The sequence below is a fragment of the Janthinobacterium sp. YR213 genome (genome assembly GCF_900099875.1).
Lineage (GTDB): Bacteria > Pseudomonadota > Gammaproteobacteria > Burkholderiales > Burkholderiaceae_D > Janthinobacterium > Janthinobacterium lividum.
On the sequence record NZ_FNDA01000003.1, the window covers coordinates 269374 to 295146 of the forward strand.

Here is a 25773-nt window from a genome sequence, read left to right on the forward strand (position 1 = left end):
CCGCATTCACTGAGGAACGGGGCGCCGGTGCTGGCCGTGTGGCGGCTCAGGCCTTGTTGTCGAGCGCCACCAATTGCTCGTCCGTCAACGGTCCCGTGCCGCTGTACTTGTCCAGGAACAGATAGATCACGGGGGTGATGAACAGGGTGATCACTTGCGAAAAGAGCAATCCGCCGACCACGGCCAGGCCCAGCGGCTGGCGCAGCTCGGCGCCGGCGCCCAGGCCCAGGGCGATCGGCAAGGCGCCCATCAAGGCCGCCGCCGACGTCATCATGATGGGGCGGAAACGCAGGATGCACGCCTGGCGGATGGCCTCTGCCGGCGCCAGCCCGTCGTTGCGCTGCGCATGCAGGGCGAAGTCGATCATCATGATGGCGTTTTTCTTGACGATGCCGATCAGCATCAAAATGCCGATGATGGCGATCATGGTCAGATCCATGCCGAACAGGCGCAGGGTCAGCAGCGCTCCCACGGCTGCCGATGGCAAGCCGGCCAGGATGGTCAGCGGGTGGATATAGCTTTCATACAGCACGCCAAGCAAGACATAGATCACGGCCAGCGCGGCAATGATGAGGATGATCTGGCTGGACTGCGAGCTCTGGAACACGGCCGCGTCGCCGCCGTAGCGCGTGATGATGGAGGCCGGCAAGCTCATGTCCTTGGCCATCGCATCGATCTTGCCCGTGGCAATGCCCAGCGGCACGTCCGGCGCCAGGTTGAAGGCGATGGTGACGGCCTGCAACTGCCCCTGGTGATTCACGGAGGTAGGCCCAATCGTGCGTTCCACGTAGGCAATACTCGACAATTTCACCAGTTCGCCCGTCTTGCTACGCACGGACACGCGCGTGAGCGCATCGTCATACTGGCGGTCGGCCGTGGCCGCTTCCAGGATCACGTAATAGCTGGCTGCCGAGGAATAGATGGTCGACACTTGCCGCTCGCCAAAGGCGCTGTACAGGGCCGTGCGGATGTCGGACATTTGCACGCCCAGCAGATTGGCCTTGTCGCGGTCGATCCTGAGCGATGCCTGCAAGCCCTTGATCTGCGAATCGCTGGTGACGTCGCGGAAGGCGGGATCCGTGCGCATGCCGGCAATAAACTTTTCCGCCCAGTCATTCAAGGCGTCGGGACTGACGCTTTGCAAGGTGTACTGGTAGCGGCTCTTGCTCTGGCGCCCGCCCAGCTGCAAGTTTTGCACGGGCCGGAAATACACGGCCATGCCGGGCACGGTGCCCGCCGCGCGGCGCAGGTTTTCCAGCACCACCGGCATTTTCGGCCGCTCGCTGCGCGGTTTCAAGACCATGAACATGCGGCCCGTATTGCCGCCGCCGACGAACGAGGTCACGTCCTGCACGCTGGGGTCCGCCTTGAGCACGGCCGCCACGCGGGCTTGCAAATCCTGCAGTGCCGCCGAGGAAATATCTTCCGACGCTTCCGTATTCACCTGGATCTGGCCCAAGTCTTCCTCGGGGAAGAAACCTTTCGGTATCGTCGCGTACAGCAGCACCGTCAGCGCAAAGGTACACACGGCAACGAACAGCACCACGTTGCGGTGCGCCAGGGCCTTGTCGAGCAGATGCACGTAACCGTTGCGCAATTTTGTGAAACCCGCTTCGAAATGGCGGCCGATGAAGGTTTTTTCGCCATGGCTGGGGTCGCTGTCATTGTGCTCGCGCGAATCGGCCGGCAGGAAGCGGCTGGCCAGCATCGGCACCAGGGTCAGCGACACGACGGCCGACACCAGCACGGCCAGCGAGACGACAACGGCGAATTCATGGAACAGCAAGCCGATCACGCCCGGCATGAAGAAGATGGGGATGAACACGGCCACCAGCGAGACGGAGATCGAAATGATGGTAAAGCCCATCTCTTTCGCCCCTTCCAGCGCCGCGCGTATGGGTTTCTTGCCCATCTCGATATGCCGCACGATGTTTTCCAGCACCACGATGGCATCGTCGACGACGAGGCCCACGGCCAGGGTAATGCCCAGCAGGGAAACGTTATCGAGGCTGTAGCCGAGCCAGTACAGCAGGGCCAGCGCGCCGAGCAGGGAAATCGGCATGGTGACGGCAGGAATGAAGGTGGCCGCCGCGCGGTGCAGGAACAGGAAGATCACCAGCACCACCAGCACCACCGTCAGGGCCAAGGTCAGATTCACGTCGTGGATGGCTTCGCGGATCGACAGCGAACGGTCGTTGACCAGGCTGATCTGTATCGACTGCGGCAATTGTTCCTTGAAGCCCGGCAGCAAACGGCGCACGCCATCGACCACTTGCACGGTGTTGGCGTCCGGTTGGCGCTGCACCATCAGGCTGATCGAGCGCTCGCCATTGAAACTGCCGACGGCCTTGATCGATTGAAAGCTGTCTTCCACCTCGGCCACGTCTTTCAGGCGCACGGGCTGGCCGTTGCGGCTGGCGACGATCAGTTCGGCAAAATCGGCCGCTTTCATCATTTGCGGATTGCCCTGGATGGTCAGGGTCTGGCTCGGGCCGTCAAGAATGCCCAGCGGGGAATTCGTGTTCGAGGTGCGCAAGGCGGTGGCCAGCTCGTCCATCGTCAGGTTGCGCGCATTCATCAGGTCGGCACGGGCGCGCACACGCACGGCAAAGCGCTTCTGGCCATTGACGATGACCTGGGCCACGCCCGGCAAGGTCGACAGGCTGGGGGCGATCAGGTTTTCCGCGTAATCGTTGAGGTCCGACAAGTTCAGCGATGGCGACGTCATCTGGATGAACAGCACCGGCGCATCGGCCGGATTGACCTTGCGGTAGGACGGCAAGTCCGTCATTTCCGTCGGCAACTGGCGCTGCGCGCGCAGCAGGGCCGCCTGCACGTCGACAGCCGCCTCGTTGACATTGATGCTGGCGTCAAATTCCAGGGTCAGCGAAGTATTGCCCAGCGTACTCGTGGAGGTGATCAGGCTGAGGCCGGAAATCGTGGAAAATTGCTTTTCCAGCGGCAAGGCCACCGACGAGGCCATGGTTTCCGGGCTGGCGCCGGCCAGGTCCGCGCTGACGTTGATGACGGGCGTGTTGTAGCTCGGCAAGGCCGCCACGGGAATTTGCAGGTAGGCCAGCACGCCGGCCAGGATGATGGAGAGGGACAGCAGCACCACCATGACGGGGCGGCGGATGCTCAGTTCGGACAGGTTCATGCTGGCTTGCCCTGCGGTGCGGCGGCGCCATCGGCAGCCTTGTGTTTTTCCACCAGGCGCACCTTGCTACCTGGACGCAAGTTCTGCTTGCCATCGACGATGACCTTTTCATCGCCCGCCAGGCCAGTAACGACGGCGTTCGGTCCGAATGCATACACGCGCGTCACCTTGCGCATCTTGGCCGTGTTGTCCGCCTCCATCGAATACACGAAGGTGCCGGCGGTACTCGTGATGATGGCGTTTTGCGGGATCACCAGCGCATCCTTGAGGGTGCGCACGGTCAGCTGCGTATTCACGTACTGGCCGGGCCACAAATCAGTGCCGCCATTATTGAAACGGGCCTTGATCCTGATCACGCCCGTGGCGGGATCGACGGCATTATCGATAAAATTCAGTTTGCCATCGAGCTGCTTGCCGCCCGCATCGGACAGCAGCGCCGTGACAGGCACCTCGCCCGCCTTTTGCGCCGCCAGCAAGCCGGACAGGCTGCTTTCCGGCAAGGTGAACGACACGTCGATCGGGTCGAGCTGGGTGATGCTGGTGAGCGACGTGGTCGGCTGCACCAGGCTGCCGGCGTAGACATTGATGGCACCCACCCTGCCCGCCTGCGGGGCGCGCAGGACGGTGTAGCTGGAGTCGACCTGGGCCGCGCGCAAGGCAGCCTGGTCGGCAGCCAGCAAGGCGCGTGCCGCATCGAGCTGGCTTTGCAGGGTATCGACGGCGCCCTGGGCGATGAAATTCTTGCTCAGCAAATCCTGGTTGCGCTTGAGCTGGCGCTCGAAGTCCTGCACCGAGGCGCGGTCGCGCAAGACCTGCGCCTGCGCCTTGTCGACATTCGCATGCTCGCTGCGCGCGTCCAGCGTAAACATCAGCTCGCCCTGCTTGACGAACTGGCCTTCGCGGATATGCACCTTGGTGATCGTGCTGGTCGTCTGCGGGTGCAGGTCCACGCTGCTGATGGGCATCACGCTGCCATTGGCTTGCAGCACCATCGGCACATCCTGGCGCACCGGCGCGACCACGCTCACGGTCGTCGGCGCCTGTCCACCCTTGCCCCCTTTGCCATCCTGCCCACTGGTCGCCGCACCGGATTGATGATTGAAATACCAGATGCCGCCACCGATACACAGGGCCGCACCCACGAGGATTGCCAGACTAGTCTTTTTCATTGTTCTGTCACGCTGTTGCAGCGCAGGGCTGCAGGTTGAATGTAGTTGCCAGGGGGGCATAAAGCACAATATTGTCGCACGGAAATGCTCACTTTCCTGCGTAATACTCTGGCACGATTAGGGTGACTTCCAGTCCACCGTCGACGTGATTGAGCAGTGAAACCGTGGCGCCATGCTGCTCGGCGATATTGCGCGCGATGGTCAGGCCCAGGCCCGTGCCGCCCGATTCGCGCGAACGCGACGTCTCGATGCGGTAAAACGGTTCGAACACTTTAGCCAGTTGATCTGGCGCAATACCCGGCCCGCCGTCGCGGATGCAGATGCGCGCGGCACCGGCGATGCGCTCGACGGTCACCTGCGCGTACAGGCCATATTTGACGGCATTGTCGATCAGGTTCACCAGGCAGCGCCGCATGGCGATCGGGCGCGCCATCAAGGCCATGCCCGCCTGTCCACTGAGGGTGACTTTCTGGCCGGCATCGGCCGCGTCGGAGCAGACGCTATCGAGCAGGGAATCGAGATCGAGCGCCTGCATCGCTTCCGTGCTGTCCATCGAGCGGGCCAGGTCCAGCCCTTCCTTGACCATGCTTTGCATGGCCGACAGGTCGCCCACCAGGCGGTCATACAATTCCGTATCCGCCACTTTTTCCAGGCGCAAGCGCAAGCGCGTCAGCGGAGTCTGCAAGTCGTGCGTGATGGCCGCCAGCATCTGTGTCCGCTGGGAAATATGCTGGCGGATGCGCGCCTGCATGGCATTGAAGGCGGCGCTGGCCTGGCGGATCTCGCTGGCGCCCGACAGGGTCAGCGGCGGATGGTTGATGTCATTGCCCAGGTCTTTCGCCGCCTGCGCCAGCTGCTTGAGCGGGCGCATGGTCATGCGCGTCACCAGATAGGCGAGGATGGCGATGCTGATCAGGAAAGGCAGCAGGGTCATCCAGTCGTTATGTTCATTGAACGGTGGCTGCTGGCGCGGTGGCAAGACCATCAGGCGCAGCACGTGGCCATCCTGCATGCGCACGTCGAGGTTTTCGCAGGTGCCGCCCCATGGCTTGGCGGAAAACATACCCGGCGACTGGCGCGGCTTGACGCAGGCGGCCGGACGTTCGGCCAGCGCGCTGACCTTGAAGCCTTCGCCCAGCTTGGCTTGCAGGGCGGTGGAAAATTCCGTCGGCGCACCGGGCCTATGTTCCGTATCGGGACGCAGCTCCAGGCGCACGCTGCCCTTGTTGGCCACTTTCAGGTAGGCGGCGCGCGAGGCCAGCGGCACCACGTCGGCCGCCATCACCAGCTGCTCGGCCCGCTCGACGGCGTGGTAGTCGCGGTATTGCTCGATGGCGCGCTGGCGTTCGCCCACGGCCAGCCACTGCGTCAGCGCGGCCGAAGCGACGATGCCGATCAACAAGAACATGAAGACACGGCCCGTCATCGAGCCCAGGAAGGCCTTCACGCGTGCGGCTCCACATTGACCTGGCCAGCCAGCACGTAGCCGCCGTTGCGCACGGTCTTGATAATTTGCGGCAAGCGGGCATCTTCACCGAGCTTTTGCCGCAGACGGCTGATCTGGATATCGATCGAGCGGTCGAACGGGTCGGCGTCGCGGCCCTGCGTCAGGTTCAGCAGCTGGTCGCGGTTGAGCACGCGGTTCGGGTGTTCCAGGAAGACGCGCAGCAAGCGGAATTCCGCGCCCGACAGCATGATCACCAGGCCGCTGGGATTGAGCAGGTGGCGCGCCGTCAGATCCAGTGTCCAGCCGGAAAAGCGGATTTGCTGCGCCTTGTCCGACGGCACGTTCGACGGCATGGCATGGCTGCGGCGCAGCACGCTGCGTATGCGCGCCAGCAATTCGCGGGGCTCGAACGGTTTCGGCAAGTAATCGTCGGCGCCCATTTCCAGGCCCAGGATACGGTCCAGCGGCTCGTTGCGCGCCGTCAACATGATCACCGGCACGGTCGATTGGGCGCGCAGCTTGCGGCACAAGGTCAGGCCGTCATCGCCAGGCAGGTTCAAGTCGAGCACGATCAGGTCGGGCCGCGTTTCATCGAGGATTTTCCACATGGCCGTGCCATCCGCCGCACCCAGGGTGCGGTAGGCGTTCGTTTCCAGGTAGTCCGCCAGCAAGCTGCGGATATCGCGGTCGTCGTCGACGATGAGAATTGTAGAAGTGGGTTCCATGGTACGAATTATCCCCACTTCCCCCGCCCTTGCACAACGCATTTGTATCGTCTTGTATATAGAAGACCCGAAGAAACATATAGATACAAACTGTCTGGCAGCGGACACTTCGGGGAAACATGGCGCGTCCAACATGGATTCATGTGCAGCAACATGTACATCCCTCACTTTTACAAAGGAATCCAGATGAACGCCTCAATGACAACCTTGCGCAAGAACTTGATCATCGCCATGAGCGTACTCGGCATGGGTGCGGCATCGCTGACCGTCCACGCCCAGGAAGCGGCCGCCAGCGCGCCTGCCGCCAGTACCAAGATGCAACACGACGGCCACCGCGGCCAGCACCGCGGCGGCAATCCTGCCGAGCGCATGGCCAAGTACCAGGCCCGCCTGCATGACAAGCTGAAGCTGACGGCCGCGCAGGAACCGGCCTGGGCCACATTCACGGCCGCCAACGCGCCGAAAAAACCGATGGGTGACTGGAAGGCCAAGCGCGAAGCGATGGCCAAGCTGTCGGCGCCGGAACGCATGGAGCAATGGATCGCCATGTCGAAGGAACGCATCGCCAGCCAGGAAAGCCGTCTGGCCTCGCTGAAAACCTTCTACGCCGTGCTGACGCCGGAGCAAAAGAAAGTGTTTGATGACAGCGTGCCTGGCGGCAAGCACGGCGGCCATCGCGGTGGCCACCATGGCATGCATCAGCAGCCGAAAGCCGGGTAAGTCGGATTAGGTCCGCAGGCCCGCAATCCGACAACTTTGTTGGCGTGTATGGTGGTGTCGGGTTACGCCCTTAGGGGCTAACCCGACCTACTCGTCGAGCTTGCGCAAGGAGGCCAGGAAGGTGGCTGCATTCTGGAAGCCGATCACGCGCGACTGGGCAATTTCCTGCCCTTGCGGGTTGAACATGATGATGCCCGGCGGGCCGAACAGCTGGAAACGTTTCAGCATGGCCTTGTCGTCCGCATCATTGGCCGTCACGTCCACTTGCAGCAGCACGGCTTGCCCCATCTTCTCGCGCACGGCGGGATCGACGAAGGTCAGTTTTTCCATCTCGATGCACGACACGCACCAGTCCGCATAAAAGTCCAGCAGGGCCGGCTTGCCATTGAGCTGGGCCAGCGCCGCGTCCAGCTGCGCCACGGTCTTGACGCGCGTAAACGGCTGGGCATGCACCTGCCCGCCGCCCAGGTGGGCCAGCGGCGCCAGCGGGTCGCGGCCACCGCTGGCCACGCCCACCAGTTGCATCGCACCCAGCAAGGCAAACACGAGGCCGAAGGCCTTGGCTATCCAGGCGTTCTTTGCGCCGCTCTTGCCCACCAACAAATACATGCCATAGCCGACGAACAAGACCATCCAGCCCAGCATCTGCACGGCGCCCGGCAGCACGGGCGAGACGAGCCACCAGGCCACGCCCAGTTGCAGCACGCCAAAGAAGCGCTTGACGGCATCCATCCAGGCGCCGGCACGGGGCAGCAAAGTGCCAGCCGACACGCCCACCAGCAGCAAAGGCACGCTCATGCCCACCGCCATGGCAAACAGGGCGCTACCGCCGATGACGACGTCGCGCGTCTGGCTGATGTACAGCAAGGCGCCGGCCAGCGGCGCGGCCACGCAGGGCCCCACGATCAGGGCGGAAATGGCGCCCATGACGAACACGCCCGCCAGGCGGCCCGAAGATTGCTGGTTCGATACGGACGTCAGTTTGCCTTGCAGGAAAGCCGGCACTTGCAGTTCATACAAGCCGAACATCGACAGCGCCAGGCCCGCCATCAGCAGGGCAAAGAAACCCAGCACCCACGGGTTTTGCAGCTGGGCCGCCAGGCCTTCGCCCGCCAGACCGGCCGCCACGCCCAGCGCCGTGTAGACGATGGCCATGCCCAGCGCGTACGTCAGCGACAGCAGCAAGCCGCGCGAGCGGCTGACCTTGGCGCCATCACCGATGATGATCGACGACAAAATCGGCACCATCGGCAGCACGCACGGCGTAAATGCGAGGCCCAGGCCAAGCAGCATGAACAGGGGCACGATGACGAGCAGCTTGCCGCCCTTCAGGGCCGCTTCGATCTTGCCCATCTCGCTTTGCGCGGGCGCGGGGCTTGCCGCCACGGGCGCCGCCGCGACCGGCTCGGGCGTGCTGGTGATGTCGGCCTGCGGAATGCTCATCACGGACACGCCAGGCGATGCTTGCGCCTGCGGGCCGTTGACGGCCGCCGTGTCGACCGCCGGCGCGGCCGGCAAGGCGAACTTCGACGGCAAGCCGCCCGGCGCCATACTCTGGCCGCCGCCACCGCCCACCAGCTGGGCTGTCGCATCCTGCGGCGCATAGCACAGGCCCTTGTCGGAGCAGCCCTGTCCCGTCGCTTTCAAGGTAAACGCCCCGGCCGCTTCCACGGGAATCGTGATGGTGAGGGTCTTGCGGAAGGTTTCCACGTTCTTCTGGAAGGTATCGTCGAACTTGACCTTGCCAGCCGGATACACCGGCGTGCCCAGCTTGGCGCCCACGGCCTCGAACTTGAAGCGCTCGTGGTACATATAGTAGCCATCGGCAATCACATACGTGACGGCGATGGTGGCCGGATCCTGCATGCGGGCGGAAAACTTGAAGGCCAGCTCGGGGTCGAGGAATTCATCGTCGGCGCGGGCTTGACCCGTGCCAAAGACGGCCATGGCCAGCAGCAAACAGGTGGCAAACCAGATCAGCAGTTGATGCAGGGGAGCGGCGCGCGCGGTGGCGCTGGAGGGGAAACGGGACATGAACTACCTTTTCAACCATTCGACAGAGGACGCGCGGGGCGTGCAGTGGCTGCAGGGCCGGCGCGAAAGAAGAATAGTACACCGCAGCAAGGATAGCTGCAGCAGAAAACAAAAAAGCCAGGCTAGGCCTGGCTTTCATTGAAGCAATTACTTGGATTACTCGCCAGCAACTTCAACTGCTTCGGTCGTATCTGGACGATCCATCAGTTCAACGAACGCCATAGGAGCGTTATCGCCGACGCGGAAACCCATTTTCAGGATACGCACATAACCACCGTTACGGTTGGCGAAACGTGGGCCCAGTTCAGCGAACAGTTTGACGACCATTTCACGGTCGCGCAGGCGGTTGAAGGCCAGACGCTTGTTTGCCAGGGAGTCGGTTTTGCCCAGGGTCAGAATTGGCTCGACAACGCGGCGCAGTTCTTTTGCTTTTGGCAGGGTGGTTTTGATCGCTTCGTGACGCAGCAGCGATACTGTCATGTTGCGCAGCATTGCCAGACGGTGGGACGAGGTACGATTCAGTTTACGGAGGCCGTGACCGTGACGCATGATAAATCCTTTCGGTGAGTGTTTAAATTCCAGTTCTTCGATCAGCTGAGTGGGAAACCCCCTACAGCCGCGGACCGGTTTGGTACTACAAAATAAAAGCCTGGGACACCTGTCCCAGGCAGTTTGCTACAACTACGTATTACTTTTCCAGGCCAGCAGGCGGCCAGTTTTCCAGCTTCATGCCCAAGGTCAAGCCGCGCGATGCCAGCACTTCCTTGATTTCGTTCAGGGACTTGCGGCCCAGATTTGGCGTTTTCAGCAGTTCGTTTTCCGAACGTTGGATCAGGTCGCCGATGTAGTAGATGTTTTCCGCTTTCAGGCAGTTCGCCGAACGCACGGTCAACTCCAGGTCGTCGACTGGACGCAACAGGATAGGATCGACCAGCGGAGCGCGCGATGGCGCTTCGGCGGCGGCTTCCGTGCCTTCCAGGGCAGCGAACACATTCAACTGGTCCACCAGGACGCGGGCCGACTGGCGGATCGCTTCTTCCGGCGAGATCACGCCGTTGGTTTCGATGTTGATGATCAGCTTGTCCAGGTCGGTACGCTGTTCAACGCGGGCCGATTCAACGAAGTACGATACACGGCGCACTGGCGAGAACGACGCATCCAGAATGATGCGGCCGATGGTCTTGTTCGTGTCTTCCGACAGGCGACGCACGTTACCAGGAACGTAGCCGCGGCCTTTTTCAACCTTGATCTGCATGTCCAGCTTGCCACCAGCGGTCAGGTGGGCGATCACGTGGTCAGGGTTGATCAGTTCGACGTCATGCGGCAGGTCGATATCGGAGGCCAGGATCGCGCCTTCGCCTTCTTTTTTCAGGGTCAGGGTTACCGAATCGCGGTTGTGGACTTTGAAAACCACACCCTTCAAGTTCAGCAACAGATCGACGACGTCTTCTTGCACGCCATCGAGGGAGGAATATTCGTGGACGACGCCAGCGATCGTCACTTCGGTCGGCGCGTAGCCTACCATCGACGACAGCAGAACGCGGCGCAACGCGTTACCCAATGTGTGGCCATAGCCGCGCTCGAACGGTTCCATCACGACCTTGGCGTGACCTGCACCGAGAGCTTCAACATCGATAATACGTGGCTTCAACAAACTGTTTTGCATGAAATGTCCTTTTCAATACCCTCGGCTCATTACACCGATAAGGCTGATGGCATTAGTAAAACGCCCACCCGAAAGAAAACGAGTGGGCGGTGATGGTGCTAACTGCTATTAACGCGAGTACAGCTCGACGATCAGCGATTCGTTGACGTCGTTAGCGATTTCGTTACGCTCTGGCAGGGACTTGAAAGTACCTTCCATTTTCTTGGCATCAACCGAAACCCAGCTAGGCATACCAACTTGTTCAGCCAGCGACAGTGCTTCAACGATACGCACTTGCTTTTTCGATTTTTCACGAACAGCAACGATGTCGCCAACTTTGACTGCGTACGAAGCGATGTTCACAACGATACCGTTCACGGTGAACGCTTTGTGGCTGACCAATTGACGCGCTTCAGCGCGGGTCGAGCCAAAGCCCATGCGGTAGCAAACGTTGTCCAGACGCGTTTCCAGCAACTTCAACAGCGTTTCGCCGGTGTTGCCTTTACGACGGTCTGCTTCAGCGAAGTAGCGGCGGAATTGACGTTCCAGCACGCCGTACATGCGCTTGACTTTTTGCTTTTCGCGCAGTTGGTTACCGTAGTCCGAGGTGCGGGCGCCGGATTTGACACCGTGTTGGCCTGGCTTGACGTCCAGTTTGCACTTGCTGTCCAGCGAGCGACGTGCGCTCTTCAGGAACAGGTCTGTACCTTCACGGCGGGAAAGTTTTGCTTTAGGTCCGATATAACGTGCCACGATACTTCCTTTTTTTAAATGATAACGCCCCAGCCACATGCATGATCAAACACACCGATGCGGTTAGGCGCTAGTCTGATTTGGTTTCAATCAGACGGTGGCTGAAAACGAAAAACCCGTCAAACAGAATTTGACAGGCAAGAACAGCCGGGCAGTATAACCGTTTCCGGCTCCCTGCTCCAGCGTTTTCACACAACTGTACTGAGTTACAACAGACAGCAAAGCAGCTGGCGCCGAAGCGCCCTCTGCAACACTATCTTAGATACGACGACGTTTCGGTGGACGGCAACCGTTGTGCGGTACCGGCGTCACGTCCTGGATCTCGGTGATCTTGATGCCCAGGTTGTTCAGCGCGCGAACGGCGGATTCACGACCAGGACCTGGGCCCTTGATACGTACTTCCAGGTTCTTCACGCCACACTCAACAGCCACTTTACCAGCGGCTTCCGCGGCGACCTGCGCTGCGAACGGGGTCGATTTACGCGAACCCTTGAAGCCTGCACCGCCGGAGGTAGCCCACGACAAGGCATTGCCTTGACGATCGGTGATGGTAATGATGGTGTTATTGAACGAAGCGTGGACATGTGCGATGCCTTCAGCGACGTTCTTTTTAACTTTTTTACGCACGCGTGCTGATGCGGCGTTATTTTGCGACTTAGCCATAATTATTCCCTAGCGGATTATTTTTTCAGCGATTGAGCGGCTTTACGCGGTCCCTTGCGGGTACGTGCGTTCGTACGCGTACGCTGGCCACGGCAAGGCAGACCCTTACGATGACGCATGCCGCGGTAGCAACCCAGATCCATCAAACGCTTGATGTTCATGGACAGTTCACGACGCAGATCGCCTTCGACGATGAATTTACCTACTTCATCGCGCAGCTTTTCCAGTTCGCTGTCATCCAGATCTTTGATCTTTTTGTTGGTTGCTACACCGGTCGATGCACAGATTTTCTCTGCGCGTGGACGGCCCACACCGTAGATGGCCGTCAGGCCGATAACGGTATGCTGATGATTTGGGATATTAACCCCTGCAATACGTGCCATTTGTTATTCCTCGATTAACCTTGACGCTGCTTGTGACGTGGTTCCACGCAGATAACGCGGACTACGCCTTTGCGCTTGATGATCTTGCAGTTGCGGCAGATCCGCTTGACTGATGCGAGAACTTTCATTTTTGGGCTCTTTCTTTCGCTTCTTTGGTTTGATTCAGTGTGTTACTTGGTACGGAACACAATGCGGGCTCGGCTCAGGTCGTACGGCGTTAACTCCACCGTCACCTTGTCTCCAGGGAGAATGCGAATATAGTTCATCCGCATTTTACCTGAAATATGCCCGAGCACCACGTGTCCGTTCTCCAGCTTCACTCGAAATGTTGCATTTGGGAGATTCTCAAGAATCTCGCCCTGCATCTGTATGACGTCGTCTTTTGCCATTCGGTATGTTTACCGCGCTTAACGCGTCGGAATTCCGCCCTTGAAATTTGCTTTGCGCAGCAGCGAATCATATTGCTGCGACATCACGTAGTTCTGTACTTGCGCCATGAAATCCATGGTGACAACTACAATAATCAATAAAGAAGTACCGCCGAAATAGAATGGTACTTTCCACTGGGCTTGCATAAATTCCGGCAATAAACACACCAGGGTGATGTAGACTGCGCCGGCAAGTGTCAAGCGTGTCAGGATCTTGTCGATGTAACGGGCTGTCTGCTCGCCTGGACGGATCCCGGGAATGAACGCACCGCTTTTCTTCAAGTTATCCGCTGTTTCCTTGCTGTTAAATACCAGCGCTGTATAGAAGAAACAGAAAAACACGATCGCCACTGCGTACAACAGCGCATGGATAGGCTCACCAGGCCCCATCGATGCTGCCAAATCTTTCAAGAACCGCACCGCAGGGTTAGCGTTGTCGGCGCCCTTTGAAAACCAGTCCACGATAGTGGCCGGGAACAAGATGATCGAAGAAGCAAAGATCGGCGGGATCACGCCGGCCATGTTCAGCTTCAACGGCAAATGGCTGGTTTGACCGCCATAAATCTTGTTGCCTACCTGGCGCTTCGCGTAATTGACCAATATTTTGCGCTGACCACGTTCAACGAATACAACGAAGTACGTTACCAGTGCTACCAGGATCACGATGAAAATCGCGCTGAAGCTGCCGATCGAACCATTCGACACCTGAGTGAACAAGCCACCCAACGCCGACGGCAGACCTGCTGCAATCCCGGCAAAAATGATGATCGAGATGCCATTCCCCAAGCCACGCTCGGTAATTTGCTCACCCAACCACATCAAAAACATTGTTCCGGTCAACAAAGTGACGACCGTCACGAAGCGGAATGCAAGACCAGGTTCCAACACCAGACCAGCTTGCGACTCCAGTGCGACTGCAATGCCTAACGCTTGGAACAGTGCCAGGGCAACCGTGAAATACCGGGTGTACTGGGTGATCTTGCGACGACCTGCTTCGCCTTCTTTTTTCAACGCTTCCATCTGCGGTGACACGATCGACAGCAATTGCATGATGATCGAGGCCGAGATATAAGGCATGATACCCAGCGCAAACACTGTAAAACGAGACAAGGCACCGCCCGAGAACATGTTGAACATGCCCAGGACGCCGCCTTCGTGCTCCTTGAACAGCGAGGCTAATTGTGTCGGGTCAATCCCGGGAACCGGGACGTGAGCACCGATACGATAAACCACCAATGCGCCAAGCAAAAACCAGAGCCGTCCCCAAGGGAAACCGGCCGCTGCACTTTTAGCAAGTTGTGGATTAGTCGCCAATTTTCGCTCCGATCAAGCTGTTAGCGGTCAACTCAGGCTACCGAGCCGCCGGCTGCTTCGATGGCTGCTTTCGCGCCAGCGGACACTTTCAAGCCCTTCAAATTCACCGCTTTGGTGATTTCGCCGGACAAGATCACGCGCACGTCACGGGCCAACACGCCCAGAACGCCAGCTTGCTTCAAGACCAGAATGTCGACATCGCCAACAGCCAGGTTGTTCAGATCGGACAGGCGCACTTCAGCTTTGAAGGTTGCGTGCATCGATTTGAAACCGCGCTTAGGCAGACGGCGTTGCAGAGGCATCTGACCGCCTTCGAAACCGACTTTATGAAAGCCGCCCGAACGCGATTTCTGACCTTTGTGACCACGACCCGAGGTTTTACCCAGGCCGGAGCCGATACCGCGACCGACGCGACGCTTGTAGTGCTTAGCGCCTTCGGCTGGTGCAATAGTATTCAATTCCATGATTTGCTCCGTTCGTGTAAGCCCGAAGGCTTACCCGACAACTTTAACGAGATACGATACTTTATTGATCATGCCGCGTACGGATGGGGTGTCTTGCAATTCGGAAACCGAATTTACACGACGCAGACCCAGACCGCGCACGGTAGCGCGATGCGATTCGCGCGTACCGATCAAGCCCTTGACCAATTGCACTTTGACTGTGTTTGTCATTTTGTCCACCTTAAGCCAGAATGTCTTCGACCGACTTGCCGCGTTTGGCAGCGATATCGGAAGCAGTGCTCATTTTCGACAGGCCGTCCAGCGTAGCGCGTACCAGGTTGTATGGGTTGTTCGAACCGGTGGATTTCGCCACCACGTCCGTCACGCCCATCACTTCGAAGATAGCGCGCATTGCGCCACCAGCGATAACGCCAGTACCAGGCTTAGCTGGGTTCATCAGGACCTTGGAGGCGCCGTGACGACCAACAACCGTGTGATGCAAGGTACCGTTTTTGAGCGGTACTTTGATCAGGTTGCGACGGGCTTCTTCCATTGCCTTCTGCACGCCAACTGGCACTTCTTTCGATTTGCCCTTGCCCATGCCGACGCGGCCATCGCCATCACCAACTACGGTCAGCGCGGCGAAACCCATGATACGACCACCCTTGACCACTTTGGTCACGCGGTTGATCGCGATCATTTTTTCGCGCATGCCATCATCCGGCTTGTCGCTTTGCATTTTTGCTTGCATTTTTGCCATGATTGATCCTTAGAACTTCAGACCGGCTTCGCGTGCGGCTTCTGCCAACGCTTTCACACGGCCGTGGTAACGGAAACCGGAGCGGTCAAACGCAACTTCGGTAATCCCTGCTTTCAACGCTTTTTCAGCGACGCGCTTGCCGATCAAGGCTGCAGCAGCGGCATTGCCGCCTTTGCCGGATTGGCCTGCCAGTTCAGCGCGAACTTCCGCTTCAGCCGTCGAGGCCGAAACCAGGACTTTAGCGTCCGGGCTGATCAGGTTGGCGTAAATGTGCAGGTTGGTGCGATGCACCGACAAGCGATTTACTTTCAATTCCGCAATCTTGATGCGGGTTTGGCGTCCGCGGCGAAGCCGTGATTCTTTCTTATCCATCGTCAGCCCCTAATTACTTCTTCTTGGTTTCTTTAAGCTTAACCACTTCGTCCGCATAGCGAACGCCCTTGCCTTTATAAGGCTCAGGAGCGCGGTAAGCACGAACTTCAGCGGCTACCTGGCCAACCTGTTGACGGTCGATACCTTTAATCAGGATCTCGGTCGGGGTTGGTGTTGCGCAGGTAACGCCGGCTGGCATGTCATGCACTACAGGGTGCGAGAAACCCAGGGACAGATTCAACTTGTCGCCTTGAGCTTGCGCCTTGTAACCCACGCCTACCAGGTTCAGCTTTTTCTCGAAACCCTTGGTGACGCCAACAACCATGTTGTTGACCAGTGCGCGCAGCGTGCCGGACATGGCATTGGCTTCGCGGCTGTCGTTCGCCACGTCGAAACTCAGGGTTCCTGCATTGTTTTCCACTTTAACCTGGCCGGTGAGGGCCTGGGAAAGTACGCCCAGCGGGCCTTTTACGGTGATCGCTTGTGCGGAGATGGCGACTTCGGCGCCAGCTGGCACTACGATAGGCATTTTAGCTACTCGAGACATGTGTAACTCCTTAAGCCACGTAGCAAATAACTTCGCCGCCGACACCGGTAGCGCGTGCTTTGCGGTCAGTCATGACGCCTTGCGGAGTCGACACGATCGCCACACCCAAGCCATTCATCACAACAGGGATCTCGTCTTTACCCTTGTAGACGCGCAGACCCGGACGGGACACGCGCTCCAAGCGCTCAATAACGGGACGGCCAACATAATACTTCAAACCGATTTTCAGTTCCGCTTTGCCACCAGCTTCGGCAACAGCGAAATCTTCAATGTAACCCTCGTCCTTCAGGACGCTGGCAATCGCAATTTTGACTTTCGACGATGGCATGGCCACGGTCGTCTTTTGCACGCCTTGTGCATTGCGAATGCGGGTCAGCATATCGGCGATAGGATCGCTCATACTCATTGCATATTCTCCTATTACCAGCTTGCTTTTGTCATACCCGGAATTTCACCACGCATGGCGAATTCACGGAGCTTGATACGACCCAGACCGAATTTACGGAATGTGCCGCGCGGACGACCAGTGATGGCGCAACGGTTACGTTGACGCGTCGGGTTCGAGTTACGTGGCAGCGCCTGCAATTTCAGGCGAGCTTCGTAGCGCTCTTCTTCCGATTTCGATTGGTCATCGACGATGGCCTTGAGAGCTTCGCGCTTAGGGGCGAATTTCGCCACCAGGTCAGCACGCTTGATCTCACGATTAATCAGTGACAGTTTGGCCATGATCAGTTCCTGAAAGGGAATTTAAAGGCGGCGAGCAAAGCTTTGGCTTCGTCATCGGTCTTAGCGGTTGTCGTGATGCTGATATTCATACCGCGCAACGCGTCAATCTTGTCGTATTCGATTTCAGGGAAAATGATCTGTTCCTTGACACCGATGTTGTAGTTGCCACGACCATCAAATGCACGGCCGTTCACACCACGGAAATCGCGTACGCGCGGCAGAGCCACGGTAATGAAGCGATCCAGGAACTCGTACATGCGAGCGCCGCGCAGGGTGACCATCGTACCGATCGGGTAACCTTCACGGATTTTGAAGCCTGCGATCGCTTTGCGGGACTTGGTGGTCACTGGCTTCTGGCCGGCGATCTTGGTCAAGTCAGCAACTGCGTGCTCGAGAACTTTTTTATCCGCGATAGCCTCACCAACACCCATGTTCAGGGTGATCTTGGTCAGGCGTGGAACTTCCATTACCGACTTGTAACCAAACTTGCTGGTCAGGTCGGCAACGACTTTTTCTTTATAGAATTCTTGGAGACGTGCCATGATTTCTTAAGCCTTCACTACTTCGCCGGAGGATTTAAAGATGCGAACTTTCTTGCCGTCCACTTCTTTGAAACCCACGCGATCTGCCTTGCCAGTCGCTGCATTAAACAATGCAACGTTGGACACGTGAATTGGCATGGTCTTATCGACGATACCACCAGTTACGCCAGTCATCGGGTTTGGCTTAGTCGCTTTTTTAGCGATGTTAATGCCGTCAACCACGATATGTTCAGCATCGATACGCTGCTGTACCACACCACGTTTGCCCTTGTCTTTCCCGGTCAGAACGATGACTTCGTCGTTTTTACGAATCTTATCCATTACGACTCCTTACAGGACTTCCGGTGCCAGGGACACGATTTTCATGAACTTCTCAGTGCGCAGTTCGCGCGTGACAGGTCCAAAAATACGGGTACCGATCGGTTCCAGCTTGGCGTTCAACAGAACGGCGGCATTGCCGTCGAACTTCACCAGGGAACCGTCTTGGCGGCGAACACCTTTAGCGGTGCGCACAACCACGGCGTTATAAATTTCACCTTTTTTGACACGGCCACGTGGCGCAGCAACCTTAACGGTTACCTTGATCACATCGCCAATGCCAGCATAACGGCGCTTGGAGCCGCCCAATACCTTGATGCACATTACTTCTTTGGCACCGGTATTGTCAGCCACTTCGAGCCGGCTTTCAGTTTGAATCATAGTATTCTCTTTCCCAACTTAAGCCGAAGAATCCACACAATGTAGACCCACGGTCAGTCTTGGTCCCGCCAGAGCCGCCCTGCTGGGCTTCACTGTTTGGGTGCATGACCTTCATACATCAACTGACCGCGAATGCTACTGTCTGTGGCCAGACACTTTGCGGCGTTACATGAACGAAGCCCGCAAGTATTACATACAATTTGCGGGCCTGCAAGTACTAATTAAAACCCACCGCCGAAACGGTGGTTTTTATTTAAACGGTTGGTGCGGCTTGAACCACACGTGTCACCGTCCATGCCTTCGTTTTGGAGATCGGGCGACCTTCCTGGATCTCGACCGTATCACCGGCCTTGACTTGGTTGGTCTCGTCATGCGCGTGATACTTGTTCGAGCGCATGATGATCTTGCCATACAAAGGATGTTTTACGTGGCGCTCGATCAGAACGGTAACGGTCTTGTCCATCTTGTCCGAAACCACTTTACCGATCAGCGTGCGCTTGAGCGACTGTTTCACTGGTTCGTTCATTTGGCTTCCTTCAGATTCATTACCGTCTTCACACGCGCGATATCGCGGCGTACCTTCTTGAGCTGCGAAGTGTTGCTCAGCTGCTGCGTAGCGATTTGCATGCGCAGGCCGAACTGTGCCTTCAACAGGTCATTCAGCTCTTTTTGCAGAGCTGGCTGGTCCTTGCCGCGGAGTTCAGATGCTTTCATATACAACTCCAATTATTGGCCGACTTGGCGGATGACAAACGTCGTCGCCAGTGGCAGTTTAGCGGCGGCAAGACGGAATGCTTCCCGTGCCAGCGCTTCATCAACGCCATCCATTTCGTACAGTACTTTGCCTGGCTGAATTTCAGCGACGTAGTACTCAGGATTACCCTTACCGTTACCCATACGGACTTCAGCCGGTTTGTTCGAAATCGGTTTGTCCGGGAAAATACGGATCCAGATACGGCCACCGCGCTTGATGTGACGCGTCATTGCACGACGCGCCGCTTCAATTTGACGCGCAGTGATACGACCGCGCGCAACTGCCTTCAGACCGAATTCGCCAAACGACACGGCGGTGCCGCGGCTGTGCGAAATACCGGTATTACGGCCTTTCTGCTCTTTACGATACTTTCTGCGTGCTGGTTGCAGCATGATTATTCTCCTGCTTTCTCAGCTGGTGCTGCTGCGGCGGCCGGTTTAGCGGCGGTACGCACACGTGCACCTGGTGCTGTGGATGGTTTCGCACCGGCACCGGCTGGACGTGGACGGCCAGCTGGCTTGCCATCGTCACGGCGTGGGCCGCGGCTTTTCTTCTCGTCAGCTGGGGTATCGATGACTGGTGCATCGCCGTTAGGCGCGCGGTCACCTTTGTATACCCACACCTTGACACCGATGATGCCGTAGGTGGTCGACGCTTCGCTGGTACCGTAGTCGATATCGGCGCGCAGGGTATGCAGAGGCACGCGGCCTTCGCGGTACCACTCTTTACGCGCGATTTCGATACCGTTCAGACGGCCGGACGACATGATCTTGATACCGAGAGCACCCAGGCGCATTGCATTTTGCATTGCACGCTTCATGGCGCGGCGGAACATGATCCGTTTTTCCAGCTGCTGAGCGATCGAATCGGCGATCAGTTGCGAGTCGATTTCTGGCTTGCGAATTTCTTCGATGTTCACGTGAACAGGTACGCCCATGATCTTGGTCAGCGCCGACTTCAGTACTTCGATGTCTTCGCCTTTTTTACCAATGACCACGCCTGGACGCGAGCTGTAGATCGTGAAGCGCGCGTTCTTGGCTGGGCGCTCGATAACGATGCGGCCAACGGAAGCGTTCTTCAGTTTCTTTTTCAGGTAAGCACGTGCTTTCAAGTCTTCGTTCAGCATGGCAGCGAAATTACCGTTGCCTGCATACCAGCGCGAAGCCCAGTTACGGGTGACCGCCAGACGGAAACCGGTTGGATGAATTTTCTGACCCATCGTGGCTCCTTAGTTACCGACAGTCACGTAAACGTGACAGGATTGTTTCGAAATACGGTCGCCACGGCCTTTTGCACGCGCGGTGAAGCGCTTCAGGACCGGGCCCTTTTCGACGTAGATCGTTTTCACGAACAATTCGTCGATGTCCGCGCCATCATTGTGCTCGGCATTCGCAATAGCGGATTCCAGAACGCGTTTGATGATCGCAGCACCTTTTTTCGGGCTGAATTGCAAGATGTTGAGTGCAGCGTCAACTTTCTTGCCACGGATCAGGTCAGCAACCAGGCGGCCCTTTTGGTCCGACAGGCGCACACCTTTGAGGATAGCTTTAGTTTCCATTATTTCTTAGCCTTTTTGTCAGCTGCATGGCCCTTGAACGTACGGGTCAGTGCGAATTCGCCGAGCTTGTGACCAACCATGTTTTCGGAAACATAAACCGGCACGTGCAGCTTGCCGTTATGAACCGCGATCGTCAGGCCGATAAAGTCAGGCATGATTGTCGAACGACGCGACCAGGTTTTGATTGGCTTTTTGTCTTTGGCTGCTTGCGCGGCTTCAACTTTTTTCACCAGGTGGGCGTCACAGAACGGCCCTTTTTTCAATGAACGTGTCATGTGCTACCCCTTATTTCTTGCCGCGGCGCGAGACGATCATGGAAGTAGTACGCTTGTTGCTGCGTGTTTTCTTACCCTTAGTCTGTTGGCCCCAAGGCGAAACTGGATGACGACCAGCTGCTGTTTTACCTTCACCACCACCGTGCGGGTGATCGACCGGGTTCATGACCACACCGCGAACGGTAGGACGAACACCGCGCCAGCGCATCGCACCAGCTTTACCGATTTTACGCAGGCTGTGCTCGGCATTGCCGACTTCACCAACCGTTGCACGGCACTCGATGTGCACGCGACGTACTTCACCCGAGCGCAGACGCACTTGAGCATAGGTACCTTCACGTGCCATCAGCACAACGCCAGCGCCAGCGGTACGTGCCATTTGGGCACCTTTACCTGGCAGCATTTCGACGCAATGCATCACGGTACCGACTGGGATGTTACGGATTGGCAAGCAGTTACCCGATTTGATCGGTGCTTCCGAACCGTTCATCACGCTGTCGCCAACGGCCATGCCTTTGGTTGCGATGATGTAGTGACGTTCGCCGTCGGCGTAGCACAACAGAGCGATATTCGCGGTGCGGTTTGGATCGTATTCGATACGTTCCACTTTCGCTGGAATACCATCTTTGGTGCGCTTGAAGTCGATCAAGCGATAGTGTTGCTTATGACCACCACCGATATGACGGGTGGTGATGTGACCGTTGTTGTTACGACCAGCGGTCTTGGATTTCTTTTCAACCAGGGCAGCGAACGGACGACCTTTGTACAGGTCGGCATTCACCACCTTCACCATGCCGCGACGGCCTGGCGAGGTTGGTTTCATCTTAACGAGTGCCATTATGCAGCCTCCTCGGAGAAGTTGATTTCCTGGCCAGGCTTCAGGCACACGAAAGCACGCTTGGTATGGTTACGACGACCGTTGAACTTGCCGGTGCGTTTTTGCTTACCTTCGCGGTTTGCAGTTTGCACGGACAGAACTTCAACCTTGAACAGCAGTTCGACCGCTGCCTTGATTTCAGGCTTGGTTGCATCCGGCAGTACGCGGAATACAATTTGCTCGTTCTTTTCCGCGACCATGGTGGCCTTTTCGGAAATCACGGGCGCCAACAGCACCTTCATCAAGCGTTCTTCGCTATGTTTCAAAATCGCGCTCATGCCAGCATCTCCTCAATCTTGGCCAATGCAGCTTTGGTGACCAGGATCTTCTTGTAGAACACCAGGGACATCGGGTCTGCGTGACGTGGCTCAACGACGAGTACGTTAGGCAGGTTGCGCGATGCCAGTTCCAGGTTTTCGTTCAGAACGTCGGTGATGATCAGAACCGAATCAAAGCCCAGGCCGTTCAATTTTTGCGACAACAGCTTGGTTTTTGGCGCGTCGATCGTCAGATCGTCGATGACGATCAGGCGCTCTTCGCGAGCCAGCTGCGACAGGATCGAGCAGATACCTGCGCGATACATTTTTTTGTTCACTTTGTGGGTGAAGTTTTCGTCAGGCGAGTTCGGGAAAATCCGACCACCGCCGCGCCACAGTGGCGACGACGACATACCAGCACGAGCGCGGCCGGTACCTTTTTGGCGCCATGGCTTTTTCGTCGTGTGGTGAACTTCTTCACGGTCTTTTTGCTTGCGGTTACCACTACGTGCATTCGCTTGATAAGCGATGACGACTTGGTGGATCAGCGCTTCATTGTAGTCACGGCCGAAAATCGTATCGGCTGCAGCAACGTTCGAGGCGGCTTGACCTTGCGCATTCAGAAGCTTGAGTTCCATCGTTTAAGCTCCCTTCTTGGCTTTGGTTTTGATGGCTGGCGAGACAACTACCTGGCCATTTTTCGCACCTGGAATCGCACCTTTGACCAGCAACAGCTGACGGTCGGCATCGATACGGGCGATCACGAGGTTCTGGATCGTACGGTTAACGTCACCCAGATGACCGGTCATGCGCTTACCAGGGAAAACGCGACCTGGATCTTGTGCCATACCGATGGAACCTGGAACGTTGTGCGAACGCGAGTTACCGTGCGTTGCACGGCCAGAAGCGAAGTGGTAACGTTTGATAACGCCTGCATAGCCTTTACCGATGGTAACGCCTTGCACGTCGATCTTTTGACCGACTTCGAACAGGGAAGCAGCGACAACATCGCCAGCTTTCAGTTCAGCGGCCTTAGCAGCATCGACACGGAACTCTTTCAACAGAGTACCGGCTTCAACACCAGCTTTAGCGTGATGACCAGCAACAGCTTTGGTCACGCGGGAAGCGCGACGTTGACCGAATGCGACCTGAACAGCGGAGTAACCATCTGTTTCAGGGGTTTTGATTTGCGCAACACGGTTGTTCGATACGTCCAACACGGTGACCGGGATCGAATCCCCTTCATCCGTGAAAATGCGCATCATACCAACCTTGCGACCGAGAAGGCCTAGGCTCATTTTTTCTCCATTCCCACCTGCGATTGGGCGGGGCTTGTTTAACTACAAAGTAACGTAGGACTCAAAAAAGACGAATCCATACCGAAGCCGGCTAGTATATAGCACAAAAACCCTTGACGCAACAAGTTAACACGAGGTATGTCAAAGTGTTGCGCGACGCCCCTGCGGGAGTTGTCGGCGGGCCTGAAAAACGCTGCCACAAGGCAATTAGACGGGCGCAAAGCACGGCGGCATGCGCCCTGGCGGGTGACGCCAGAAACATACAGGGCGCGCCGCGGCGTGCGCCCCCTGCCCTTCCCCATCCCGGGCGCGATGCCCGGGAAGCTTACTGCTGGCAGTTGCTCAGGCAATGCCCGTACAAGTCCTCGCAGATGGGGCTGCCACTGAGGTGCGCCCGGCAATTGGCCACTTTTTGTCCGCACTCGCTGTAGCACTGCGTGACATCGCCGGCAGCAAACGCATACGAGGCGCTCAGGCCCAGCGCAAACAGGAAAGCCATCGTTTTCTTGATCATATTTCATCTCCGTTTTATCAGATGGAAGAACAACCAGGACGACACGCCATCCTCGCACCGCCCCGGGCAGACGCCGCGGCGCCCGCCATTACTTAAAAAGCAATGCCAATAGAATACCGTAAACAATACCAACCAACTACCAATTATCGGTGCCGCCCGTGTCCCACCAAAAAAAAACAGCCCGGACACATCACCGTCCGGGCTGGCTGCAAGCATCGCGGCGCATGGCGCCCGCATAGCCCCTACTCTTGCGGCACTCCTTTGCCAATCTGATACCAGTCCACCTTGCGCGTTGCCACCATGATGACGGCCAGCACGGCGAACAACAGAATGCTGCCCATCACCAGCGCGTTGTTTTCCGAGCTGAGCAAGCCATACAGGGCGCCATACAGCAAGGTCAGGGCCACGCCGAAGCCGATGCCGCGCCACATGTTGTGCAGCACGTGCACCAGATAGAAGCTGGTCAGGGCGATACAGGCGGCGCTGGCGGCCAGATAGGCGGCGAGGAAGGCGATGTGCTCGGCCAGCCCCACCAGCAGCAGGAAGAAGATCACCAGCGACAGGCCCACCAGCAAATACTGCACCGGGTGGATCGGCAGGCTCTTCAAAATTTCAAAGATGAAGAAGGCGGCAAAGGTCAGCGCCACGAACAGCAAGCCATATTTCGTGGCCCGGTCCGATTGCGAATACACGTTCACCGGCTCGATGAAACCGACACTGAAGCGGTCCACCTGGCCCAGCGGCGCACTGTCGGGCACCTTGAATTCTCCCTCGATGGAGCTCAGCTGCGTTTGCGCATTGGTGGCCAGCGACGAGATATTCCACGCCACATTGAAACCACTGGCATCGATCTGGCGATTCTTCGGCGACGGCAGGAAGCGCCCGCCAAATTGCGGATGGGGCCAGTTCGACTTGATCTGGATCTGGCTGTTCTTGGCCACCGGCACGAAGTGCTGGCGTTCGATGCCATCGAGGCCCAGGTCAAAGCTGAAGCGCACCTGCTGCGCCGCCGCCAGTAGCATGGCCCCCAGCGGCGCGTGCAGGCCGCTGCGGAAGGCAAACAGGTCGGTACCCTGCTCGAACTCGATCTTTTGTCCGCCCCAGTCGATTTTCGGGATATTGCGGATGCCGCGCACGTCCTCGATGGACAAGGCCACGAAAGGCGCACCGACGGTCACGCGCGAGTCCGGCGACTTGCGCGGCAGCTGGCTGCTGGCCGGCACCGTGAAGTCGCCCTTGAAGGCGTGCTGGCCGCTGTAGACCAGCACCTGGTGGATGCCGCGGTAGCGGCGGTCCGTCTCGATATTGCCGTTGATCTGCAGGTCGTTCGGATACACGAGCAAGCGGCGCTGCACCGTGCGGCGCAGCAACTCCGTGCGCACGGGTAACTTCACTTCCTTGTCATCGCCCTTGGCCACCTCCACGCGCTCTTCATACTGCTCCGTGTAGGGAATCACCAGAATGGGGCCGATGATGGTTTGTTCGCGCACCGAATCGGCGGCGATGCTGTTAACGGCTTCCTGGCGGAATTCCATCCGCTCCTTGATCGTTTCCTGAATCATCAGCAAAGGCAGGCCGATTAGCAGCATCAGGCCGAACACGATCAACGCTTTGACTAAGAGAGTTTTTTGCATGGCGCATCCTTGAAGTAAGGTGGCCAGTGTAAAAAAGCTGTATGCGCTGACGATGCAGTCCGTGTGAAGCCGGCAAATA

36 protein-coding genes are annotated in these 25773 nt (G+C 57.7%); 1 reads left to right on the plus strand and 35 read right to left on the minus strand.

Annotation, left to right across the window (positions count from 1 at the left end; genetic code table 11):
* Window positions 1-46: 46 nt before the first annotated feature.
* From BLT98_RS15160 to BLT98_RS15175, 4 genes are all read right to left on the minus strand, one after another.
* A complete protein-coding gene (locus BLT98_RS15160; RefSeq protein ID WP_034778288.1) occupies window positions 47-3157 on the minus strand; it encodes an efflux RND transporter permease subunit in 3111 nt (1036 codons plus the stop codon).
* Window positions 3154-4326 carry an efflux RND transporter periplasmic adaptor subunit gene (locus tag BLT98_RS15165; RefSeq protein WP_070278915.1) on the minus strand — a complete coding sequence of 391 codons (1173 nt, stop codon included), beginning with the start codon at window positions 4324-4326 and terminating at the stop codon, window positions 3154-3156. The genes BLT98_RS15160 and BLT98_RS15165 overlap by 4 nt, the downstream gene beginning before the upstream one ends.
* An 88-nt stretch (window positions 4327-4414) precedes the next feature.
* Window positions 4415-5773 (minus strand): ATP-binding protein, encoded by a 1359-nt coding sequence (locus tag BLT98_RS15170; protein ID WP_034778284.1) that lies wholly within the window; start codon window positions 5771-5773, stop codon window positions 4415-4417.
* Window positions 5770-6498, minus strand: coding sequence for a response regulator (locus tag BLT98_RS15175; protein ID WP_034753223.1), 729 nt, complete (start codon window positions 6496-6498; stop codon window positions 5770-5772). The genes BLT98_RS15170 and BLT98_RS15175 overlap by 4 nt, the downstream gene beginning before the upstream one ends.
* A 186-nt stretch (window positions 6499-6684) precedes the next feature.
* On the opposite strand from BLT98_RS15175, the gene BLT98_RS15180 reads away from it, so the two are divergent.
* A complete protein-coding gene (locus BLT98_RS15180) occupies window positions 6685-7218 on the plus strand; it encodes a Spy/CpxP family protein refolding chaperone (protein ID WP_170846394.1) in 534 nt (177 codons plus the stop codon).
* Between the two features lie 87 nt (window positions 7219-7305).
* Here the strand turns inward: BLT98_RS15180 and dsbD are convergent, their stop codons facing one another.
* The 31 genes from dsbD to creD all read right to left on the minus strand — a co-directional run bounded on the left by dsbD (window position 7306) and on the right by creD (window position 25694).
* Entirely contained in the window at window positions 7306-9252 is a 1947-nt protein-coding gene (gene dsbD, locus BLT98_RS15185; RefSeq protein ID WP_092609179.1) for a protein-disulfide reductase DsbD, read from the minus strand.
* Window positions 9253-9408: 156 nt separating this feature from the next.
* Window positions 9409-9801 (minus strand): 50S ribosomal protein L17, encoded by a 393-nt coding sequence (gene rplQ, locus BLT98_RS15190; protein ID WP_034753219.1) that lies wholly within the window; start codon window positions 9799-9801, stop codon window positions 9409-9411.
* A 139-nt stretch (window positions 9802-9940) separates the two neighbouring features.
* Window positions 9941-10918 carry a DNA-directed RNA polymerase subunit alpha gene (gene rpoA, locus BLT98_RS15195; protein ID WP_008444343.1) on the minus strand — a complete coding sequence of 326 codons (978 nt, stop codon included), beginning with the start codon at window positions 10916-10918 and terminating at the stop codon, window positions 9941-9943.
* Window positions 10919-11026: 108 nt separating this feature from the next.
* Window positions 11027-11650 (minus strand): 30S ribosomal protein S4, encoded by a 624-nt coding sequence (gene rpsD / locus BLT98_RS15200; protein WP_010394478.1) that lies wholly within the window; start codon window positions 11648-11650, stop codon window positions 11027-11029.
* 258 nt (window positions 11651-11908) lie between these two features.
* On the minus strand, window positions 11909-12313 hold the full coding sequence (gene rpsK, locus BLT98_RS15205; RefSeq protein WP_010394475.1) for a 30S ribosomal protein S11: 405 nt from the start codon (window positions 12311-12313) through the stop codon (window positions 11909-11911).
* 17 nt (window positions 12314-12330) lie between these two features.
* The gene (rpsM, locus tag BLT98_RS15210) at window positions 12331-12696 is read right to left on the minus strand and encodes a 30S ribosomal protein S13 (protein WP_046681666.1); all 366 of its coding nucleotides are present in this window, start codon (window positions 12694-12696) and stop codon (window positions 12331-12333) included.
* 14 nt (window positions 12697-12710) lie between these two features.
* Complete coding sequence (gene rpmJ / locus BLT98_RS15215) at window positions 12711-12824, minus strand: 50S ribosomal protein L36 (protein ID WP_010394471.1); 114 nt, start codon at window positions 12822-12824, stop codon at window positions 12711-12713.
* 42 nt (window positions 12825-12866) lie between these two features.
* Entirely contained in the window at window positions 12867-13085 is a 219-nt protein-coding gene (infA, locus tag BLT98_RS15220) for a translation initiation factor IF-1 (protein ID WP_005663428.1), read from the minus strand.
* 18 nt (window positions 13086-13103) lie between these two features.
* Complete coding sequence (secY, locus tag BLT98_RS15225; RefSeq protein WP_010394438.1) at window positions 13104-14438, minus strand: preprotein translocase subunit SecY; 1335 nt, start codon at window positions 14436-14438, stop codon at window positions 13104-13106.
* A 32-nt stretch (window positions 14439-14470) separates the two neighbouring features.
* Window positions 14471-14902 (minus strand): 50S ribosomal protein L15, encoded by a 432-nt coding sequence (rplO, locus tag BLT98_RS15230; protein WP_034753211.1) that lies wholly within the window; start codon window positions 14900-14902, stop codon window positions 14471-14473.
* A 30-nt stretch (window positions 14903-14932) separates the two neighbouring features.
* Window positions 14933-15112, minus strand: coding sequence for a 50S ribosomal protein L30 (gene rpmD, locus BLT98_RS15235; RefSeq protein ID WP_010394435.1), 180 nt, complete (start codon window positions 15110-15112; stop codon window positions 14933-14935).
* A 10-nt stretch (window positions 15113-15122) separates the two neighbouring features.
* Window positions 15123-15641, minus strand: coding sequence for a 30S ribosomal protein S5 (rpsE, locus tag BLT98_RS15240; RefSeq protein WP_010394433.1), 519 nt, complete (start codon window positions 15639-15641; stop codon window positions 15123-15125).
* 9 nt (window positions 15642-15650) lie between these two features.
* Window positions 15651-16013 carry a 50S ribosomal protein L18 gene (rplR, locus tag BLT98_RS15245; protein ID WP_010394431.1) on the minus strand — a complete coding sequence of 121 codons (363 nt, stop codon included), beginning with the start codon at window positions 16011-16013 and terminating at the stop codon, window positions 15651-15653.
* Between the two features lie 13 nt (window positions 16014-16026).
* On the minus strand, window positions 16027-16560 hold the full coding sequence (gene rplF / locus BLT98_RS15250) for a 50S ribosomal protein L6 (RefSeq protein ID WP_034778281.1): 534 nt from the start codon (window positions 16558-16560) through the stop codon (window positions 16027-16029).
* Between the two features lie 10 nt (window positions 16561-16570).
* A complete protein-coding gene (gene rpsH, locus BLT98_RS15255) occupies window positions 16571-16966 on the minus strand; it encodes a 30S ribosomal protein S8 (RefSeq protein WP_034753208.1) in 396 nt (131 codons plus the stop codon).
* 14 nt (window positions 16967-16980) lie between these two features.
* Complete coding sequence (gene rpsN / locus BLT98_RS15260) at window positions 16981-17286, minus strand: 30S ribosomal protein S14 (RefSeq protein WP_010394423.1); 306 nt, start codon at window positions 17284-17286, stop codon at window positions 16981-16983.
* A 2-nt stretch (window positions 17287-17288) separates the two neighbouring features.
* Window positions 17289-17828, minus strand: a complete 540-nt coding sequence (gene rplE / locus BLT98_RS15265; protein ID WP_010394421.1) for a 50S ribosomal protein L5 — start codon at window positions 17826-17828, stop codon at window positions 17289-17291.
* 6 nt (window positions 17829-17834) lie between these two features.
* Window positions 17835-18149 carry a 50S ribosomal protein L24 gene (gene rplX, locus BLT98_RS15270; protein WP_034753204.1) on the minus strand — a complete coding sequence of 105 codons (315 nt, stop codon included), beginning with the start codon at window positions 18147-18149 and terminating at the stop codon, window positions 17835-17837.
* A gap of 9 nt (window positions 18150-18158) precedes the next feature.
* Window positions 18159-18527 carry a 50S ribosomal protein L14 gene (gene rplN, locus BLT98_RS15275; RefSeq protein ID WP_008444317.1) on the minus strand — a complete coding sequence of 123 codons (369 nt, stop codon included), beginning with the start codon at window positions 18525-18527 and terminating at the stop codon, window positions 18159-18161.
* A 253-nt stretch (window positions 18528-18780) separates the two neighbouring features.
* Window positions 18781-19053, minus strand: a complete 273-nt coding sequence (gene rpsQ / locus BLT98_RS15280; RefSeq protein ID WP_010394415.1) for a 30S ribosomal protein S17 — start codon at window positions 19051-19053, stop codon at window positions 18781-18783.
* Window positions 19050-19241 (minus strand): 50S ribosomal protein L29, encoded by a 192-nt coding sequence (gene rpmC / locus BLT98_RS15285; protein WP_010394412.1) that lies wholly within the window; start codon window positions 19239-19241, stop codon window positions 19050-19052. The genes rpsQ and rpmC overlap by 4 nt, the downstream gene beginning before the upstream one ends.
* A 12-nt stretch (window positions 19242-19253) precedes the next feature.
* Window positions 19254-19673 carry a 50S ribosomal protein L16 gene (gene rplP, locus BLT98_RS15290; RefSeq protein WP_034753201.1) on the minus strand — a complete coding sequence of 140 codons (420 nt, stop codon included), beginning with the start codon at window positions 19671-19673 and terminating at the stop codon, window positions 19254-19256.
* A gap of 2 nt (window positions 19674-19675) precedes the next feature.
* Window positions 19676-20500 (minus strand): 30S ribosomal protein S3, encoded by an 825-nt coding sequence (gene rpsC / locus BLT98_RS15295; protein ID WP_034753199.1) that lies wholly within the window; start codon window positions 20498-20500, stop codon window positions 19676-19678.
* 9 nt (window positions 20501-20509) lie between these two features.
* Window positions 20510-20842 carry a 50S ribosomal protein L22 gene (rplV, locus tag BLT98_RS15300; RefSeq protein WP_170840583.1) on the minus strand — a complete coding sequence of 111 codons (333 nt, stop codon included), beginning with the start codon at window positions 20840-20842 and terminating at the stop codon, window positions 20510-20512.
* On the minus strand, window positions 20839-21114 hold the full coding sequence (gene rpsS, locus BLT98_RS15305) for a 30S ribosomal protein S19 (protein ID WP_008444295.1): 276 nt from the start codon (window positions 21112-21114) through the stop codon (window positions 20839-20841). Before rpsS ends, rplV begins: the two co-directional genes overlap by 4 nt.
* A gap of 10 nt (window positions 21115-21124) precedes the next feature.
* Complete coding sequence (rplB, locus tag BLT98_RS15310; protein ID WP_034753198.1) at window positions 21125-21952, minus strand: 50S ribosomal protein L2; 828 nt, start codon at window positions 21950-21952, stop codon at window positions 21125-21127.
* Window positions 21952-22269 (minus strand): 50S ribosomal protein L23, encoded by a 318-nt coding sequence (gene rplW, locus BLT98_RS15315; RefSeq protein WP_010394398.1) that lies wholly within the window; start codon window positions 22267-22269, stop codon window positions 21952-21954. Before rplW ends, rplB begins: the two co-directional genes overlap by 1 nt.
* A complete protein-coding gene (gene rplD, locus BLT98_RS15320) occupies window positions 22266-22886 on the minus strand; it encodes a 50S ribosomal protein L4 (RefSeq protein ID WP_034753197.1) in 621 nt (206 codons plus the stop codon). The genes rplW and rplD overlap by 4 nt, the downstream gene beginning before the upstream one ends.
* Window positions 22887-22889: 3 nt before the next feature.
* Window positions 22890-23546, minus strand: a complete 657-nt coding sequence (rplC, locus tag BLT98_RS15325) for a 50S ribosomal protein L3 (RefSeq protein ID WP_010394393.1) — start codon at window positions 23544-23546, stop codon at window positions 22890-22892.
* A 325-nt stretch (window positions 23547-23871) separates the two neighbouring features.
* On the minus strand, window positions 23872-24060 hold the full coding sequence (locus BLT98_RS15330) for a hypothetical protein (protein WP_092609181.1): 189 nt from the start codon (window positions 24058-24060) through the stop codon (window positions 23872-23874).
* Window positions 24061-24302: 242 nt separating this feature from the next.
* Entirely contained in the window at window positions 24303-25694 is a 1392-nt protein-coding gene (creD, locus tag BLT98_RS15335) for a cell envelope integrity protein CreD (RefSeq protein WP_092609184.1), read from the minus strand.
* Between the last annotated feature and the right edge of the window lie 79 nt (window positions 25695-25773).